The organism is Pseudoxanthomonas suwonensis J47, from assembly GCF_000513955.1.
Lineage (GTDB): Bacteria > Pseudomonadota > Gammaproteobacteria > Xanthomonadales > Xanthomonadaceae > Pseudoxanthomonas > Pseudoxanthomonas suwonensis_C.
In genome coordinates this window covers 236,333-251,145 of the sequence record NZ_AZUZ01000006.1, presented here as the reverse complement: position 1 = coordinate 251,145, position 14,813 = coordinate 236,333, and the positions used below count along the sequence as shown (strand labels likewise).

The window sequence follows — 14,813 nt, the reverse complement described above, 5'->3', positions numbered from 1 at the left end:
CCTGCCGGTGGTGAGCTACCGGCGGCAGGCGCCGTGCCTTTCCCCCGGGGCGCCGCCGGCGAGTGTGCCGTAAAACGGCGCTGGATCGGGAAGCCCGCCTTGCCGGTCAACGCGGCGGACGACGCGGCCAGGCCAGAGGGGAGCCGGGTCCCGGAAAGCGTCGGCGGGTGCCCGCACACCGCGCGACCATGACTTCTGGCCTATCTCCGCACCGGCGCCGTCCCCTAGGCTGCGGGGCCTTCCCCACACCCGCCGGCCGCGTCCCTTCCGGAGTCCTCGATGTCCCTGCGTTCCACCCTCGTTCCCCTGGCCCTGTCGCTGGCTGTCGCCGCCGCGCTGGCGGGCTGCAGCCAGTCCGCCCCCGCGGACGCGGCCTCTGCCGGCAAGCCGGCCGGCTTCGACCTGTCCAGGATCGATGCGCCGGTGACCACCTTCAACGTGGCCGACCTGGATCCCTCGATCCCGGCGTGCACCGACCTCAATGGCCACGTCAACAGCAAGTGGCTGGCGGCCAACCCGGTGCCGGGCGACCGCACCAGCTGGGGCAGCTTCGAGGTGCTGGGCGAACGTTCGCTGGCGATCCAGCACGCCATCGTCGAGCAGGTTGCCGCGACGCAGCCGGCGGCCGGTTCGATCGAGGCCAAGCTCGGCGACCTGTGGCGCACCGGCATGGACCAGGCGGCGATCGACGCGGTCGGCCTGGCGCCGCTGCAGCCGGCCCTGGACGAGATCGCCGGGCTGAAGGACAGCGCCGGGATCGTCGGCCTGCTGCGCGAGCGCCACGCCGTCGGCCTGGGTCCGGTGTTCTCCTTCGGCGCCAACGCCGACTACAAGGATTCCGGCACCGTGATCGGTTATGCCGGCCAGGGCGGGCTGGGCCTGCCGGAGAAGGGCTACTACTTCGACGAGGACAAGGCGCCGGTCCGCGCGGCCTACCTCGAGTACATCGGCAAGCTGCTGGCGCTTTCGGGCGTCGATGGCGGCGAAGCGGCGAAGCAGGCCAGGGCGGTGCTGGACTTCGAGACCCGCCTGGCCAGGGCCTCGCTGTCGCGCATCGAGCTGCGCGATCCGGCAAAGCGCTACAACCCGGTCAGCGCCGACGAAGCCAACCGGATCACCCCGAACTTCGACTGGAACGCGTTCTTCGACACCCTGCAGGTGCCGGCGAAGGCGAAGTTCTCGCTGGCGCAGCCGGAGTTCTTCGCCGAGTTCGACCGCATGCTGGTCGACACCCCGGTCGCGGCCTGGCAGGCCTACCTGCGTTTCCACACCCTCGACGCCGCCGCGCCGTACCTGGCCACGCCGTTCGAGGAGGCGAACTTCGCCTTCCACAGCCAGGCGCTGCGCGGGCAGAAGGAGATGCTGCCGCGCTGGAAGCGCGTGCTGGGCGTGGTCAACGCCTCGATGGGCGAGGCGCTGGGCCAGCTGTACGTGCAGGCCGCGTTCCCGCCGGAGTCCAAGGCGCAGATGCAGCAGCTGGTGCAGAACCTCTCGGCCGCGCTGAAGGTGCGCCTGGAGAACCTGGACTGGATGGGCGAGGAGACGAAGAAGCGCGCGCTGGAGAAGTGGGCCAGCTTCACCCCGAAGATCGGCTACCCGGACAAGTGGCGTTCCTGGGACGGCCTGCAGACCAGCGGCGAAGGCTACCTGGCCAACGTCCGCGCGGCGCGCGCGTTCAACCACCGCTACATGCTCGACAGGATCGGCAAGCCGGTGGACCGCACCGAATGGGGCATGACCCCGCAGACGGTCAACGCCTACTACAACTCGACCAGGAACGAGATCGTGTTCCCGGCGGCGATCCTGCAGCCGCCGTTCTTCGATCCCAAGGCCGATCCGGCGCTCAACTACGGCGGCATCGGCGCGGTCATCGGCCACGAGATGATGCACGGCTACGACGACTCCGGCAGCCAGTTCGACGCAAAGGGCAACTTCGACCTGTGGTGGACGCCGGAGGACCGCAAGCTGTTCGAGGAGCGCGCCGACCGGCTGGTGGCGCAGTTCGACGGCTACGAGGCGCTGCCGGGCAGGCACGTGAAGGGCCGGCTGACCCTGGGCGAGAACATCGGCGACCTCGGCGGCCTGACCGTGGCCTACGACGCGATGCGGATGGCGCTGTCGCGCAATCCGGACGCGGACGTGGTGGTCGATGGCATGACCCAGGACCAGCGCTTCTTTGCCAACTGGGCCACGGTGTGGCGCCGCAACTTCACCGAGAACGAGCTGCGTGTGCGCCTGGAGACCGATCCCCACGCCCCGGCGAACTTCCGTGCCAACGGCGCGCCGTCGAACATGCCGGCGTTCGCGCAGGCGTTCGGCTGCAAGGCCGGCGATCCGATGGTGCGCGAGGAGCGCGTGGTGATCTGGTAATCCCCGATCGCCCCGCAAGGGTTGGATCCGCGGCCCGTCCGGTCATGCACCGGGCGGGCCGCTTCTTTCCGGGAACGGGTTGCCGGAGAGCGCGCCGTCCTACAGTCCGCCGGTGACCGCGACCACGCTGCCGGTCACGTAGGTGGCCCGGTCGGAGAGCAGCCACGCCACCGCATCGGCGATCTCCTCCGGCTGGCCGGGACGCTGCAGCGGGATCCGCGCCGCGACGCGTGCGGCGCGGCCCGGTTCGCCGGCGCGCGCGTGGATGGTGGTGTCGACGGTGCCGGGCGCCACCGCGTTGACGTGGATGCGGTCGGCGGCGAGTTCGCGCGCCAGTCCGACGGTGAGCGTTTCGATGGCCGCCTTGGTGGCGGCATAGGCCACTGGCGACCACGCGGCCGGCGCCGTAACGGTCGGCCACCATCCCCGCCAGTGGCTGGGCCAGGCCCCAGGCCAGGTTCTGCACCGCCAGGGCGAAGCCGAACAGTTCGCGCGACCAGCCCCGCGTCCCGGTCACTGGCAGCAGGAACAGCCCCTGCACGTGGCGCATGCCCAGGGCCAGGCCCATCACCGCGCCGGCGGCCAGCACCACCACCCAGATCCGGCTCCGCTCCGGGGCCGGGTTGCATGCAACAGTGGAATCCCCGGGAGTGCCGTTGGCCATCGTCGCGATCCGTGTAAGCTGCCGTGGCCGCAGTTAAGCGCGGTCGCCGCGCCCGGCTCAAACGACATTTCGGACTGTTCGCATTCGTGGGAGGAATGCCAGTGGACCTGCACCGGTTGCCGTCGCTGGACCTGCTGCGCGGTTTCGTCGCGGTCGGGCGGCACATGAGCATTACCGAAGCCGCGCGCGAGCTGTGCCTCACCCAGTCGGCGGTCAGCCGCCAGGTGCAGGGGCTGGAAGAGCAGGTCGGCGCGCGCCTGTTCCGCCGCGGCCACCGCTCGCTCGCGTTCACCGCCGAGGGCGAACGCCTGTTCCGCAGCGCCGACGCCGCCCTGCAGCAGCTGCAGGACGCCATGGGCGCGCTGCACGACCGCATCCGCACGCGCCCGGTCACGGTCAGCGCCACGATCGGTTTCACCGGCCTGTGGCTGCTGCCGCGGCTGAGCCGCTTCCAGGCGCGGCACCCGGGCGTGGACGTGCGCGTTTCGGCGCACAACCGCGTGGTCGACCTGCGCAACGATGGCGTCGACCTTGCGATCCGCTACACCAGCGCCGGCCGCGCGCCGCCCGGGGCGCGCCTGCTGTTCCACGAGACCGTGGTCCCGGTGGCCAGCACGGAGCTGAAGCCCGGCGCGCTCGACGGACCCGCGTCGCTGGCGGAGCTGACCCTTCTGGAGTTCGAGAAGCCGGGCTATCCATGGATCCAGTGGCTGCCGTGGCTGGCCTCGGTCGGCTGGGGCCAGGCGCGTCCGCGCGCGATCCTGCATTTCAACCAGTACGACCTGGTGATCCAGGCGGCGCTGGCCGGGCAGGGCATCGCCCTCGGGCGCCGCGAACTGATACGGCCGCTGCTGGAGGAAGGCCGCCTGGTGGTGCTGGAAGACCTGCCCGCGCCGGAAGCGTCAGGCCATGGTTACTGGCTGCTGCAGGCCGAGGCCGAGCTGCGCCCGGAAGTGGAAGCGGTGGCCGCCTGGATCGCCGACGAGGCCCGGCAGGAAACCGCCGCGCCGCTGCACGGGTTGATGGCCGGATGAGCTTGGGCCGCCGCCGGCGCCACGCGGCCTTCTCGCGGCCAGCACCTAGAATCCGCCCATCACCCGGCTGGCAGGCGCGATGAAGGCAAAGGCGAAGAAGGTGCTCAAGTGGCTGGCCATCGGCCTGGCCGTGTTCGTGCTGGCTTCGGTGCTGTCGCTGTACGCCTACGGCCGCTTCGCCGAGCGCGCGCGCGGGCCGGTGAGCATGGCGCTGCCGATGGAGCCGGCGGCCACCGCCCTGGACCGCGCCGTCGAACCGCTGACCGCGGCGCGGCCGGGGCAGACCGGGATGCTGATCCTGGGCGACAACCTGGACGCTTTCGCGGTGCGGGCGATGACCGCGCGCGCCGCCGGCCGCAGCCTCGACCTGCTGTACTACATCTGGCACGCTGACTTCACCGGCAACATCATCCACAACGAGGTCCTGCGCGCGGCCGACCGCGGCGTCCGCGTGCGGCTGCTGCTGGACGACCTCAACGTGCACGGCAGCCATTCGGTGCTGGCGGCGCTGGACAGCCATCCGAACATCGAGGTGCGCCTGTTCAACCCGACCCGGGCGCGCGAGGGCACGATCGCGCGCGGGGTCGAACTGCTGCTGCGCTTCCTCAGCATCAACCGGCGCATGCACAACAAGATCTGGCTGGCCGACGGGCGGGTGGCGGTGGTCGGCGGCCGCAACATCGGCGACGAATACTTCGACGCCGCCGCCGACATCAACTTCATGGACACCGATGTGGCGGTGGTCGGGCCGGCGGTGCGCCAGGCCGAAGAGATCTTCGATGCGTACTGGAACAGCGTTTCGGCGATCCCGCTGGCAGCGCTGGCCGAAGCGGAACCCGGCGCGCTGGACCGCGCCCGCCGCAACCTCGGCGCCGGGCTCACCTCGGACCGCGCCGGTCCCTACGCGAAGCGGCTGCGCGGCTCCCCGGGCGTGCGCGAGCTGCTGCAGGGCAAGCGCCCGGTGCACTGGACCCGCACCGCCTCCCTGGTCTCCGATCCGCCGGAGAAGGCCGAAGGCGCGACGCCGCAGCCGGACTGGATCACCCCGCTGCTGGTGCAGGAGATCAACTCGGTGGAGCGCGATCTCAAGGTGATCTCGCCGTACTTCGTGCCCGGCAACGAGGGCGTGGAGTGGTTCGCGGGCATGCGCCGGCGCGGGGTGGACGTGGGCATCCTCACCAACTCGCTGGCGGCCAACGACGTGCTGGCCGTGCACGGCGGCTACGCCGGCTACCGCATCCCGCTGCTGGAGCGCGGCATCGCCCTGTACGAGCTCAAGGCGCACGGCAGCCCCAATGCCAGCCTGTTCGGCTCCAGCGGCGCCAGCCTGCACACCAAGGCCTTCGTGGTCGACGGCCGGCGTGGCTTCATCGGCTCGTTCAACCTCGACCCACGCTCGATGAACCTCAACACCGAGATGGGCCTGCTGTTCGAAGACCGCGACGCGGCGAAACAGCTGGAGACACTGTACGCGGCCAAGACCTCGGCGCAGACCAGCTACCGCCTTGAGCTGGCCGACGGCGGGCTGCGCTGGCACGACGACGCGGCCGAGCCGCCGCAAACCTGGGACCGCGAACCCGAGGCGAGCCTGTGGCAGCGCGCCGCGGCGCGGGCGATCGGCTGGCTGCCGGTGGAGTCGCAGCTCTAGCGCACGCTACCGCCATGGCCGCGACCGGGAGCCGCCGATGAGCGTCGAACTCGCCCTGGTGCTGGGGCTGCTGGGCCTGGCCATCCTCCTGTTCTCGCACGGGCGTCCGCGCGCCGACGTGGTCGCGCTGCTGGTGATGGCGCTGCTGCCGTTCACCGGCGTGATCGGCATCGGCGAGGCCATCGCCGGCTTCGCCGATCCGAGCGTGGTGCTGATCGCGCTGCTGTTCGTGGTTGGCCAGGGCCTGGTGCGCACCGGCGTGGCCCAGCGGTTGAGCCCGCTGATCCTGCGCGTGGCCCGCAGCAGCGAGACCGGGCTGGTGGTGGCGCTGATGCTGGCGGTGGGCGCGCGCTCGGCTCGGTGATGAGTTCCACCGGCGTGGTCGCGATCTTCATCCCGATCGTGCTGCGCATCGCCCGCGCCAGCCGTATCGCTCCGGGCCGGCTGATGATGCCGCTGAGCGTGGCGGCGCTGTGCAGCGGCATGCTGACCCTGGTGGCCACCGCGCCCAACCTGGTGGTGCACGGCGAGCTGCTGCGCGAAGGCCACGCCGGCTTCGCCTTCTTCGACTTCCTGCCGTTCGGCCTGCCGGTGCTGCTGCTGGCGATCGGCTGGATGCTGCTGGCGCGGCGCTGGCTGTGCACCGGCACCGCGCCGGCCTCGCATCGCGCGCCGCGGCTGCAGGACTGGATCGGCCAGTACCGCCTGGAAGGACGGGCGTTCCGGGCACGGGTGGGCGCGGAGTCGCCGCTGGTCGGGCGTGCCGGCACCGGCCTGGAAGAGGCCGGACTGGCGGGCTGGAACCTGCTGGCGGTCGAGCAGTCCGGGCGCTGCGGACAGCGCCGGCTGCGTTCGCCCACGCGCCGCCTGCATGCCGGCGACGTGCTGCGGCTGGACCTGCCCGATCCGCGGATCGATGCCGCGTCGCACCTGGCCGCGCTGGGCCTGCAGGTGCTGCCGCTGGAAGGCACCTACTTCTGCGGCTACGCCAACGACATCGGCCTGGCCGAGCTGATGGTCGGCGCGAACTCGCCGCTGGCGGGTACCAGCGCCAACCGCGCGCGGCTGCGCGACCGCCACGACCTGGCCGTGGTCGGCCTGCGCAAGGGCCGCACCGCCGAAGTGCGCGACCTGGCCGACGAGCCGCTGGAGACCGGCGATACCCTGCTGGTGGCCGGGCCGTGGGCGGCGATCCGCGCGCTCGGCGCCGGCGCCGACGGGCTGATCCTGCTGGGCATGCCGTCGGAAGCGGACGAGGTGGCGCCGGCGGCCGAACGCGCGCCGGCGGCGCTGGCCAGCCTGGCGCTGACGATCATGCTGATGGTCTCGGGCGTGGTGCCGAACGTGCACGCGGCGCTGCTCGGCTGCCTGCTGATGGGCCTGGCCGGCTGCATCGACCTGCGCAGCGCCTACCGCGCCGTCCACTGGCCCAGCCTGGTGCTGATCGTGGGCATGCTGCCGTTCTCGCTGGCGCTGCAGCGCACCGGCGGCGTGGACCTGGCCGCGGACCTGCTGCTGGACCTGGTCGGCGATGCCGGGCCGCGGGTGGCGCTGGCGGCGATCTTCGTGGTCACCGCAGTGTTCGGGATGTTCATCTCCAACACCGCCATCGCCGTGCTGATGGCGCCGGTGGCGCTGGCGGTGGCGCAGCACCTGGGGTGTCGCCGTATCCGTTCGCGATGACCGTGGCGCTGGCCGCGTCGGCGGCGTTCATGACCCCGGTGTCTTCGCCGGTCAACGCGCTGGTGGTCGGGCCGGGCGGCTACCGGTTCGGCGATTTCGTGCGCATCGGCACGCCGCTGGCACTGATCGCGCTGCTGGTGACGGTGCTGCTGGTGCCGTGGCTGTGGCCGCTGTACCCGGCCGGCTGAGCGCGGCTCAGGTCGCCTGCAGGGCGCGGTCGCGCATCAGCCGCTCGAACTCGCGGAACACGTCGCCGTCGATCTTCCAGTCCTGCTCGGCGTGGAGGATGCGCATGGCCTCCTCGTGCTCGCAGCCGGGGTGGTAGGGGCGGCGCGAGGTGACGGCGTCGTAGGTATCGGCCACGCGCAGGACCCGCGCCGCCAGCGGGATCGCATCGCCGGCCAGGCGGTCGGGATAACCGCTGCCGTCGATCGCCTCGTGGTGGTGGCGGATGATCTTCGCCACCGCGACCGCGTCCGGCCGGTGGCTGGCCAGGAAGATGCGCTCGCCCAGCGCCGAATGGGTCTTCATCACCTCCCAGTCCTCCTGCTCGAGGCGGCCGGGGTTGTGCAGGATGTGGTCGGGGATGCCGATCTTGCCGATGTCGTGGAAGTGCGCGGCCAGTTCCAGCTGCCTGAGGCCGTCGCCGTGCATGTCCAGGCGCAGGCCCAGGGCGCGCGAGATGCGGCCGGTGCGGTCGCAATGGCCGCAGGTGTAGGGGTCGCGGGCGTCGATGCTGGCAACGAGGGCGTCGAGCGAACAGGCGAACGTATCGAACTCGGGGGAGGGATCGGAATCGAACATCGAAGAGGTGGGGGGATCAGCGGGGTGCCAGCGTGGCCAGCAGGGCACGCGCGGCGTTGAAGCGGTCGGCCGCTTCCGGGAGGGGGTGCTTGATGCGCAGCTTGTCCGGCCCTTCCATGGCGTACAGGCGCGGCTGCTTCTGGATCATCTGGATGACCGCCATCGGGTCGACGCTGGGCCTGGCCTCGAACACGATGCGGCCGCCGCCTTCGCCCAGCTCCAGCTTGCGGATGCCCAGGGCCTGGGCCTGCAGCTTCAGCTCGGCGATGGCGAACAGGTTCCTGACCGCGTCCGGCAGCAGGCCGAAACGGTCGATCATCTCCACCTGCAGTTCGCGCAGCGCGTCGCCGTCGCGGGCGCTGGAGATGCGCTTGTACAGGGTCAGGCGGGTGTGCACGTCGGGCAGGTAGTCGTCCGGGATCAGCGCCGGCACGTTGAGCACGACCTCGGCGCCACGCGCTTCCTCGCCGGCGTCCAGGTCCGGCAGCTTGCCCTGGCGGATGCTGCGCACCGCACGTTCGAGCAGCTCGGTATAGAGGCTGAAGCCGACCTCGGCCATCTGCCCGCTCTGGTCCTCGCCCAGCAGCTCGCCGGCGCCGCGGATCTCCAGGTCGTGGGTGGCCAGGGTGAAACCGGCGCCGAGCTCGTCCATCGAGGCGATCGCCTCCAGGCGCTTTTCCGCGTCCGGGGTCATCGCGCGGCGGTCCGGCGGCACCAGCAGGTAGGCGTAGGCGCGGTGGTGCGAACGGCCGACCCGGCCGCGCAGCTGGTGCAGCTGGGCCAGGCCGAAGCGGTCGGCGCGGTTGATGATGATGGTGTTGGCGTTGGGGATGTCGATGCCCGACTCGATGATGGTCGAGGCCAGCAGCACGTTGTAGCGCTGCTTCTGGAAGTCGAGCATCACCCGTTCCAGCTCGCGCTCGGGCATCTGTCCGTGGGCTACACCAATACGCGCTTCGGGCACCAGCTCGGCCAGCTGCTTCTGCATCCGGCCCATGCTTTCCACGTCGTTGTGCAGGAAGTACAGCTGGCCGCCGCGCGCCAGCTCGCGCTGGAACGCTTCGCGCAGCTGGTTGTCGTCCCAGGGCACGACGAAGGTCTGCACCGCCAGCCGGTTCGGCGGCGGGGTGGCGATGATGCTGAGGTCGCGCAGCCCGGCCATGGCCATGTTGAGCGTGCGCGGGATCGGGGTGGCGGTCAGGGTGAGCAGGTGCACGTTGGCGCGCAGCGCCTTCAGCGCCTCCTTCTGGCGCACGCCGAAGCGCTGCTCCTCGTCGACGATGACCAGGCCCAGGTCCTTGAACTTCACGTCCGGCTGCAGCAGGCGGTGGGTGCCGACGATCACGTCGATCTCGCCGCGCGCGACCTTCTCGAGTTCCGCCTCGATTTCCTTCTTCGACTTGAAGCGCGACAGCACCTCGACCTTGAGCGGCCAGTCGGCGAAGCGGTCGCGGAAGTTGCGGTAGTGCTGCTCGGCCAGCAGGGTGGTCGGCACCAGCACCGCCACCTGGCGGCCGCCGCTGGCGGCGGCGAAGGCGGCGCGCACGGCGACCTCGGTCTTGCCGAAGCCGACGTCGCCGCAGACCACCCGGTCCATCGGCTGCGACGACTGCAGGTCGCGCAGCACCGCCTCGATCGCCGCGTGCTGGTCCGGGGTTTCCTCGAACGGGAAGCCGGCGGCGAAGGCCTCGTACATGGCCCGGTCGATGTCCAGCGCCAGGCCGGCGCGGGCCTGGCGGCGCGCCTGGATCTCCAGCAGCTCGGCGGCGACGTCGCGGACCTTCTCCTGCGCCTTGCGCTTGGCCTTGGTCCATTGCTCGCCACCCAGCGAATGCAGCGGCGCGGTTTCCGGCGAGGCGCCGGAGTAGCGGCTGACCAGGTGCAGCTGCGCCACCGGCACGTACAGGCGGTCGCCCTTGGCGTACTCGATGTCGAGGAACTCGCCGGGCATGCCGCCGATGTCCATCGCGACGAGTCCCCGGTAACGGCCCACGCCGTGGTCCTCGTGGACGATCGGGGCGCCCTCGCTCAGCTCGCCCAGGTCACGGATGATCGCTTCCGGCTCGCGGCCGGCGCGGCGCGCGCGGCGCGGCTGGGTGGCGCGCTCCGGGAACAGCTGGCGCTCGGTGAGCACCGCCAGTTGCGGAGCGTCGAGGGCGAAGCCGTCCTCCAGCGGCGCGACCGCCAGGGCGAAGCGTTCGCTGCCGGCGAGGAAGGCGGGGAAGTCGGCGACCAGCTGCGGCTGCAGGTTGGCCGCCTGCAGCACTTCCAGCAGCGCCTCGCGGCGGCCTGGCGAATCGGCGGCGACCAGCACCCGGCCCGGGTAGCTGCCCAGGAACGAGCGCAGCGCCTCGCCGGCCAGGTGCTGTTCGCGGCTGGCCACCGGCAGCGACGGCGCCGGCTGGTCGCCCAGCGCGGCCGCGTCCTCGCAGCGCGCGTGCCCGGCACCGCAGACCTCGATGCGGATGCCCTGGTTCAGGCGTTCGCGCAGCGCGTCCGGCGGCAGGTACAGCTCCTCCGGCGCCAGCACCGGGTGCTCGACGTCGTGGCGGCGCTGCTCGTAGCGGTTGCGGGTCTGCTGCCAGAACGCATCGGCGGCGGCGTTGCTGCCGTCGGCCAGCACCGGCAGCGCCGACACCGGCAGGTAGTCGAACAGGGTCGCGGTCGACTGCGAGCCGTCGCGGGCCGGCGGGAAGAACAGCGGCAGGTAGTACTCGATGCCGGCCGGGGCGATACCGGCCTTGAGGTCCTGGTACAGGGCGCTGCGCCGGGTGTCGACGTCGAAGCGCTCGCGCAGGCTGTCCATCACCCGCGCCAGGCTGGCCTCGTCCATCGGCAGCTCGCGCCCGGGCAGCATGTGCACCGCGTCGATCCGCTCCAGCGAGCGCTGGCTTTCCGGGTCGAAGCGGCGGATCGAATCGATCTCGTCGTCCAGCAGCTCGATGCGCAACGGCGCCTCGGCGCCCATCGGGTAGACGTCGAGCAGGCCGCCGCGCACGGCGAAGTCGCCCGGGTCCAGCACCTGCGGCACGTTGCGGTAGCCGGCCGACTCGAGGCGGCGCTTCTCCGCGTCCAGGTCCAGGCGCTGCCCGGTGGTGAGGTCGAAGCTGCCGCCGGCGATGTAACGCAGCGGCGGCAGGCGCTGCAGCAGGGTCTGCACCGGCACCACCACGATGCCGCGTTCCAGCCGTGGCAGCCGCTGCAGCGCCGCCAGGCGCTGGCTGACGATGTCCGGGTGCGGGCTGAAGCGGTCGTAGGGCAGCGTTTCCCAGTCCGGGAACGGCACCACCGGCAGGTCGCCGCCGGGGCCCAGCAGGGTCAGCAGGTCGGCCTCGACCTGGTGCGCGGACTGGTTGTCGCGGGCCACGAACAGCACCGGCCCGGCATGCGCGCGCGCGGCCTGGGCCAGGTACCAGGCCAGGGCCGACGGGGAAGCGGGTGCGCGCCACCAGGCACGGGCCTGGCCGCGCCGCGGCAGGGGAGGCGAAGCGGAAGACATCGGGGTTCCATTGTAGCCCGCGGCCGTGAGCGGCCCGCAGCAGCCGCGGGCCGGCGCGCAGGGCCTGTTCAGCGCGGCGCGGCTAGAGCTCCAGCACCAGGCGGGTGAAGCCCGGGGCGATGCCGGGCTCGTCGCTGCGGCGGAAGCCCATCGACGCGGCCAGGTCGAGCATCGGCGCGTTGTTGGACGGGGTGTCGCCGTAGAGCCGGTCGAGGAAGCGGCCGCGCGACCACTTCACCAGCTTCTGCATCATGTGCCGGCCCAGGCCCAGCCCGGAGACGTGGCTGCCGAGCAGGATCGCGTACTCGGCCTCGCGGGTATGCGGGACGATCCGCGCGCGGGCCAGCGACTCGATCATCGCCTCGCCAGGCGGCAGCGGCTCGGCGCCGACGAGGACCAGTTCGGTCTTCGGGTCGGGCCGGCACAGGCGCGCGGCGGCGGTATCGTCGAGCACGTCCTGGCCCTGCGCGAAGCGGGCGCGCAGTTCGGCCGGGCCGAGCAGGCCGAACACGCCCTGCAGGGGCGGTGCGTCCTCCGGGCGGATCGGGCGGATCAGGATCGCCCGCCGGTTGGGGAGGACGAATTCTTCGTGCCAGGGGGGTAGGCGGTTCCGGGGCATGGCCGGCAGTTTCCCATATTCGGGCGCCGGCGGTAGCGGCCCTTGCTAGACTCGACCGGACATCGGCCCGAGGGAGCCCGGGATGGCAGGCAACGGCGATTCGGTACGCGCGATCTTCTTCGCCCTCGGCGCCAACTTCGCCATCGCCGTGGCCAAGGGCGTGGCCGCCTTCGTCACCGGCTCCGGGGCGATGCTGGCCGAGACCGTGCACTCGCTGGCCGACTGCGGCAACCAGCTGCTCCTGCTGCTGGGCCTGCGCCAGGCCCGGCGCCCGGTGACCCCCGAACACCCGCTCGGCTACGGCCGCGCGATCTACTTCTGGTCGTTCCTGGTGGCGGTGATGCTGTTCAGCGTCGGCGGCATGTTCTCGGTGTACGAGGGCGTGCACAAGCTGCGCCACCCCGAGCCGCTGCAGCAGTGGTGGTGGGCGGTGGGCGTTTTGGTGTTCGCGATCGTCGCCGAGGGCATCTCGATGCGCGCCTGCCTGCAGGAAGTGGCCAAGGCACGCGGGACGCGCACGCTGTGGCAGTGGTTCCGCGAGAGCCGCCAGGCCGAGCTGGTGGTGATCTTCGGCGAGGACCTGGCCGCGCTGTTGGGCCTGCTGTTCGCGCTGGTTGCGATCGGCCTGGCGGTGGCCACCGGCAACCCGCTGTGGGACGCGATCGGCACCATCGGCATCGGCGTGCTGCTGATCGTGATCGCGGTGCTGGTGGCGGTGGAAGTGAAGGCGATGCTGATCGGCCAGAGCGTCGATCCGTTCCTGCAGACCCGGATCAGCGAGTTCCTCGCCGCGCGGCCGGAGATCGCCCAGGTGCTGCACCTGATCACCCTCCAGCAGGGCAACGAGGTGCTGGTGTCGGTGCACGCGCGCATGCGCCGGGTCCACGATGGCGAGGCGATGCTGCGCGACATCGACCAGGTCGAGCGCGCACTCAAGCAGCAGTTCCCGGTGGTGCGCTGGAGCTTCTTCGAACCGGAAGGCGACGACGACCCGGCGCCGGCCTGAGCCGCGCCGGCCCGCCGGTCGCCGCATTGACGTGATGCGGAGGACCCGATGGGCAAGCCACGCATTTTCCTCGGTTCGTCCGGGGCGCAGGCAAAGCTGCTGCAGGCGCTGGCGCGCGGGCTGGAGGATGTCGCACGGGTCGAGCCGTGGACGACTTCGTTCAATCCCGGCACGACCACGCTCGAACGCCTGCTGGAACTGACCCGGCAGGTCGATTTCGCCGCCTTCGTGTTCGCCCAGGACGACTGGACCAGCAATCCGGCGACGGCCGCGACGGGTGCCGCCGGCCAGGCCTCGCCGCGCGACAACGTGGTGTTCGAGGCCGGCCTGTTCGGCGGCGTGCTGGGCATGCGCCGCACCTTCATCCTGCATGCCAGCGGCGCCAAGCTGCCGACCGACCTGCTCGGCCTGACCTGCGTGCGCTACGACGGCTCGGCCACCGCCGCCGAAGTGAAGACGATCTGCCGCAAGCTGCGCGAGGCCATCGCCGCCGAGGGGCGGGTGGCGCGTCTGGAGGGCGCGTGGTGGCAGTTCTCGCTGACCCGGCGCACCGAACAGGAACCGTCGGCGCTGAGCCTGCTGCGGGTCGCGCGCAACCGCGCCGGCGCGCTGGAAATCGGCGGGCGCGCCTGGCAGGAGGACGGCAGCCTGTCGGCACGCTACTGGAGCGAGGCGATCCGCGAAAAGGACGACGGCTCGGCGGTCTTCTATTACTGGCGCGGCGAGCGTCCGCTGCATCCGGACGCGCCGCAGCTGGAAGGCACGGCCGAGATCCGGCTGGAACCGGCGCCCGGACGGGCCTCGGGCTGGTTCACGACGCGGGGCGAGGGCGTCGATACCCGCACCTCCGGCGTATACCTGCGCGCCGACGAGGACGAGGTGGCGGTCATGGACGGTCCTGACGACCAGCGGCGCGCCGCGCTTATCGGCGAGCGGCTGGCGCACTGGCAGGTGATCCGGCGCACCTGAGTCGCGTCGACGGGTCGCGCCGACGTAGCGGAGGAGGTGACATGAAGCCACGCATGGAATTCTGGAAGATCGCGCCCGACGCCTACAAGGCGATGCTGGGGCTGGACAGCTACCTGCACGGATCGGGCCTGGATGCGAAGCTGCTGGAACTGGTCAAGCTGCGCGCCTCGCAGATCAACGGCTGCGCCTACTGCATCGACATGCACTGGAAGGAGGCGCGCGCGGCCGGCGAAAGCGAGCAGCGGCTGTACGGGCTGGATGCCTGGCGCGAGGCGCCGTACTACGACGAGCGCGAGCGCGCGGCGCTGGAGTGGACCGAGGCGCTGACCCGGATCACCGACGGCCACGTGCCGGACGCGGTCTTCGAAGCGGTCCGCGCGCATTTCAGCGAGCGCGAACTGGTCGACATCACCTGGGCGGCGGCGGCGATCAATGCCTGGAACCGGGTGGCGATCGCGATGCGTTCGGTGGCCGGATCGTACCGGGTGCGCGGCCACGCCGACGGCTGAGGCTGCGG

General features: G+C 71.6%; 13 protein-coding genes. 9 read left to right on the top strand and 4 right to left on the bottom strand.

The features are described from left to right. Positions 1–279 precede the first annotated feature (279 nt). Complete coding sequence (locus M503_RS0102500) at positions 280–2,370, top strand: M13 family metallopeptidase (protein ID WP_028918950.1); 2,091 nt, start codon at positions 280–282, stop codon at positions 2,368–2,370. Between the two features lie 99 nt (positions 2,371–2,469). Here M503_RS0102500 and M503_RS15510 read toward each other — a convergent pair whose 3' ends face one another. Then, positions 2,470–2,754, bottom strand: a complete 285-nt coding sequence (locus M503_RS15510) for an SDR family oxidoreductase (protein WP_231472292.1) — start codon at positions 2,752–2,754, stop codon at positions 2,470–2,472. 375 nt (positions 2,755–3,129) lie between these two features. On the opposite strand from M503_RS15510, the gene M503_RS0102490 reads away from it, so the two are divergent. The 5 genes from M503_RS0102490 to M503_RS17575 all read left to right on the top strand — a co-directional run bounded on the left by M503_RS0102490 (position 3,130) and on the right by M503_RS17575 (position 7,587). Then, positions 3,130–4,068, top strand: a complete 939-nt coding sequence (locus tag M503_RS0102490; protein WP_028918951.1) for a LysR substrate-binding domain-containing protein — start codon at positions 3,130–3,132, stop codon at positions 4,066–4,068. Between the two features lie 79 nt (positions 4,069–4,147). Then, on the top strand, positions 4,148–5,716 hold the full coding sequence (locus M503_RS0102485) for a phospholipase D family protein (RefSeq protein ID WP_028928075.1): 1,569 nt from the start codon (positions 4,148–4,150) through the stop codon (positions 5,714–5,716). Between the two features lie 37 nt (positions 5,717–5,753). Then, positions 5,754–6,080 carry an SLC13 family permease gene (locus tag M503_RS17885; RefSeq protein ID WP_197017167.1) on the top strand — a complete coding sequence of 109 codons (327 nt, stop codon included), beginning with the start codon at positions 5,754–5,756 and terminating at the stop codon, positions 6,078–6,080. After that, complete coding sequence (locus M503_RS15505; protein ID WP_197017166.1) at positions 6,080–7,399, top strand: SLC13 family permease; 1,320 nt, start codon at positions 6,080–6,082, stop codon at positions 7,397–7,399. Before M503_RS17885 ends, M503_RS15505 begins: the two co-directional genes overlap by 1 nt. Then, the gene (locus M503_RS17575; protein WP_197017165.1) at positions 7,375–7,587 is read left to right on the top strand and encodes an anion permease; all 213 of its coding nucleotides are present in this window, start codon (positions 7,375–7,377) and stop codon (positions 7,585–7,587) included. Before M503_RS15505 ends, M503_RS17575 begins: the two co-directional genes overlap by 25 nt. Positions 7,588–7,594: 7 nt before the next feature. Here the strand turns inward: M503_RS17575 and M503_RS0102475 are convergent, their stop codons facing one another. The 3 genes from M503_RS0102475 to M503_RS0102465 form a co-directional block, all read right to left on the bottom strand. After that, positions 7,595–8,203, bottom strand: coding sequence for an HD-GYP domain-containing protein (locus M503_RS0102475; protein ID WP_028918953.1), 609 nt, complete (start codon positions 8,201–8,203; stop codon positions 7,595–7,597). Positions 8,204–8,219: 16 nt separating this feature from the next. Continuing rightward, the gene (mfd, locus tag M503_RS0102470; protein WP_028918954.1) at positions 8,220–11,702 is read right to left on the bottom strand and encodes a transcription-repair coupling factor; all 3,483 of its coding nucleotides are present in this window, start codon (positions 11,700–11,702) and stop codon (positions 8,220–8,222) included. An 82-nt stretch (positions 11,703–11,784) separates the two neighbouring features. Then, complete coding sequence (locus M503_RS0102465; protein ID WP_028918955.1) at positions 11,785–12,321, bottom strand: GNAT family N-acetyltransferase; 537 nt, start codon at positions 12,319–12,321, stop codon at positions 11,785–11,787. 82 nt (positions 12,322–12,403) lie between these two features. Here M503_RS0102465 and M503_RS0102460 point away from each other — a divergent pair, with 82 nt between their 5' ends. Genes M503_RS0102460 through M503_RS0102450 form a run of 3 tightly spaced genes read left to right on the top strand, consistent with a single transcriptional unit; the run spans position 12,404 to position 14,805 of the window. Beyond that, positions 12,404–13,327 carry a cation diffusion facilitator family transporter gene (locus tag M503_RS0102460; protein ID WP_028918956.1) on the top strand — a complete coding sequence of 308 codons (924 nt, stop codon included), beginning with the start codon at positions 12,404–12,406 and terminating at the stop codon, positions 13,325–13,327. 48 nt (positions 13,328–13,375) lie between these two features. Continuing rightward, positions 13,376–14,296 (top strand): TIR domain-containing protein, encoded by a 921-nt coding sequence (locus tag M503_RS0102455; RefSeq protein ID WP_028918957.1) that lies wholly within the window; start codon positions 13,376–13,378, stop codon positions 14,294–14,296. A 41-nt stretch (positions 14,297–14,337) separates the two neighbouring features. Further along, positions 14,338–14,805 carry a carboxymuconolactone decarboxylase family protein gene (locus M503_RS0102450; protein ID WP_028918958.1) on the top strand — a complete coding sequence of 156 codons (468 nt, stop codon included), beginning with the start codon at positions 14,338–14,340 and terminating at the stop codon, positions 14,803–14,805. Positions 14,806–14,813 lie beyond the last annotated feature (8 nt).

Excerpts from the sequence above, each read along its gene's own strand:
- M503_RS0102500 (WP_028918950.1), top strand. The coding sequence starts at position 280 with ATGTCCCTGCGTTCCACCCTCGTTCCCCTGGCCCTGTCGCTGGCTGTC.
- M503_RS0102490 (WP_028918951.1), top strand. The coding sequence starts at position 3,130 with ATGCCAGTGGACCTGCACCGGTTGCCGTCGCTGGACCTGCTGCGCGGT.
- M503_RS0102485 (WP_028928075.1), top strand. The coding sequence starts at position 4,148 with ATGAAGGCAAAGGCGAAGAAGGTGCTCAAGTGGCTGGCCATCGGCCTG.
- M503_RS17885 (WP_197017167.1), top strand. The coding sequence starts at position 5,754 with ATGAGCGTCGAACTCGCCCTGGTGCTGGGGCTGCTGGGCCTGGCCATC.
- M503_RS15505 (WP_197017166.1), top strand. The coding sequence starts at position 6,080 with ATGAGTTCCACCGGCGTGGTCGCGATCTTCATCCCGATCGTGCTGCGC.
- M503_RS0102475 (WP_028918953.1), bottom strand. The coding sequence starts at position 8,203 with ATGTTCGATTCCGATCCCTCCCCCGAGTTCGATACGTTCGCCTGTTCG.
- mfd (WP_028918954.1), bottom strand. The coding sequence starts at position 11,702 with ATGTCTTCCGCTTCGCCTCCCCTGCCGCGGCGCGGCCAGGCCCGTGCC.
- M503_RS0102465 (WP_028918955.1), bottom strand. The coding sequence starts at position 12,321 with ATGCCCCGGAACCGCCTACCCCCCTGGCACGAAGAATTCGTCCTCCCC.
- M503_RS0102460 (WP_028918956.1), top strand. The coding sequence starts at position 12,404 with ATGGCAGGCAACGGCGATTCGGTACGCGCGATCTTCTTCGCCCTCGGC.
- M503_RS0102455 (WP_028918957.1), top strand. The coding sequence starts at position 13,376 with ATGGGCAAGCCACGCATTTTCCTCGGTTCGTCCGGGGCGCAGGCAAAG.
- M503_RS0102450 (WP_028918958.1), top strand. The coding sequence starts at position 14,338 with ATGAAGCCACGCATGGAATTCTGGAAGATCGCGCCCGACGCCTACAAG.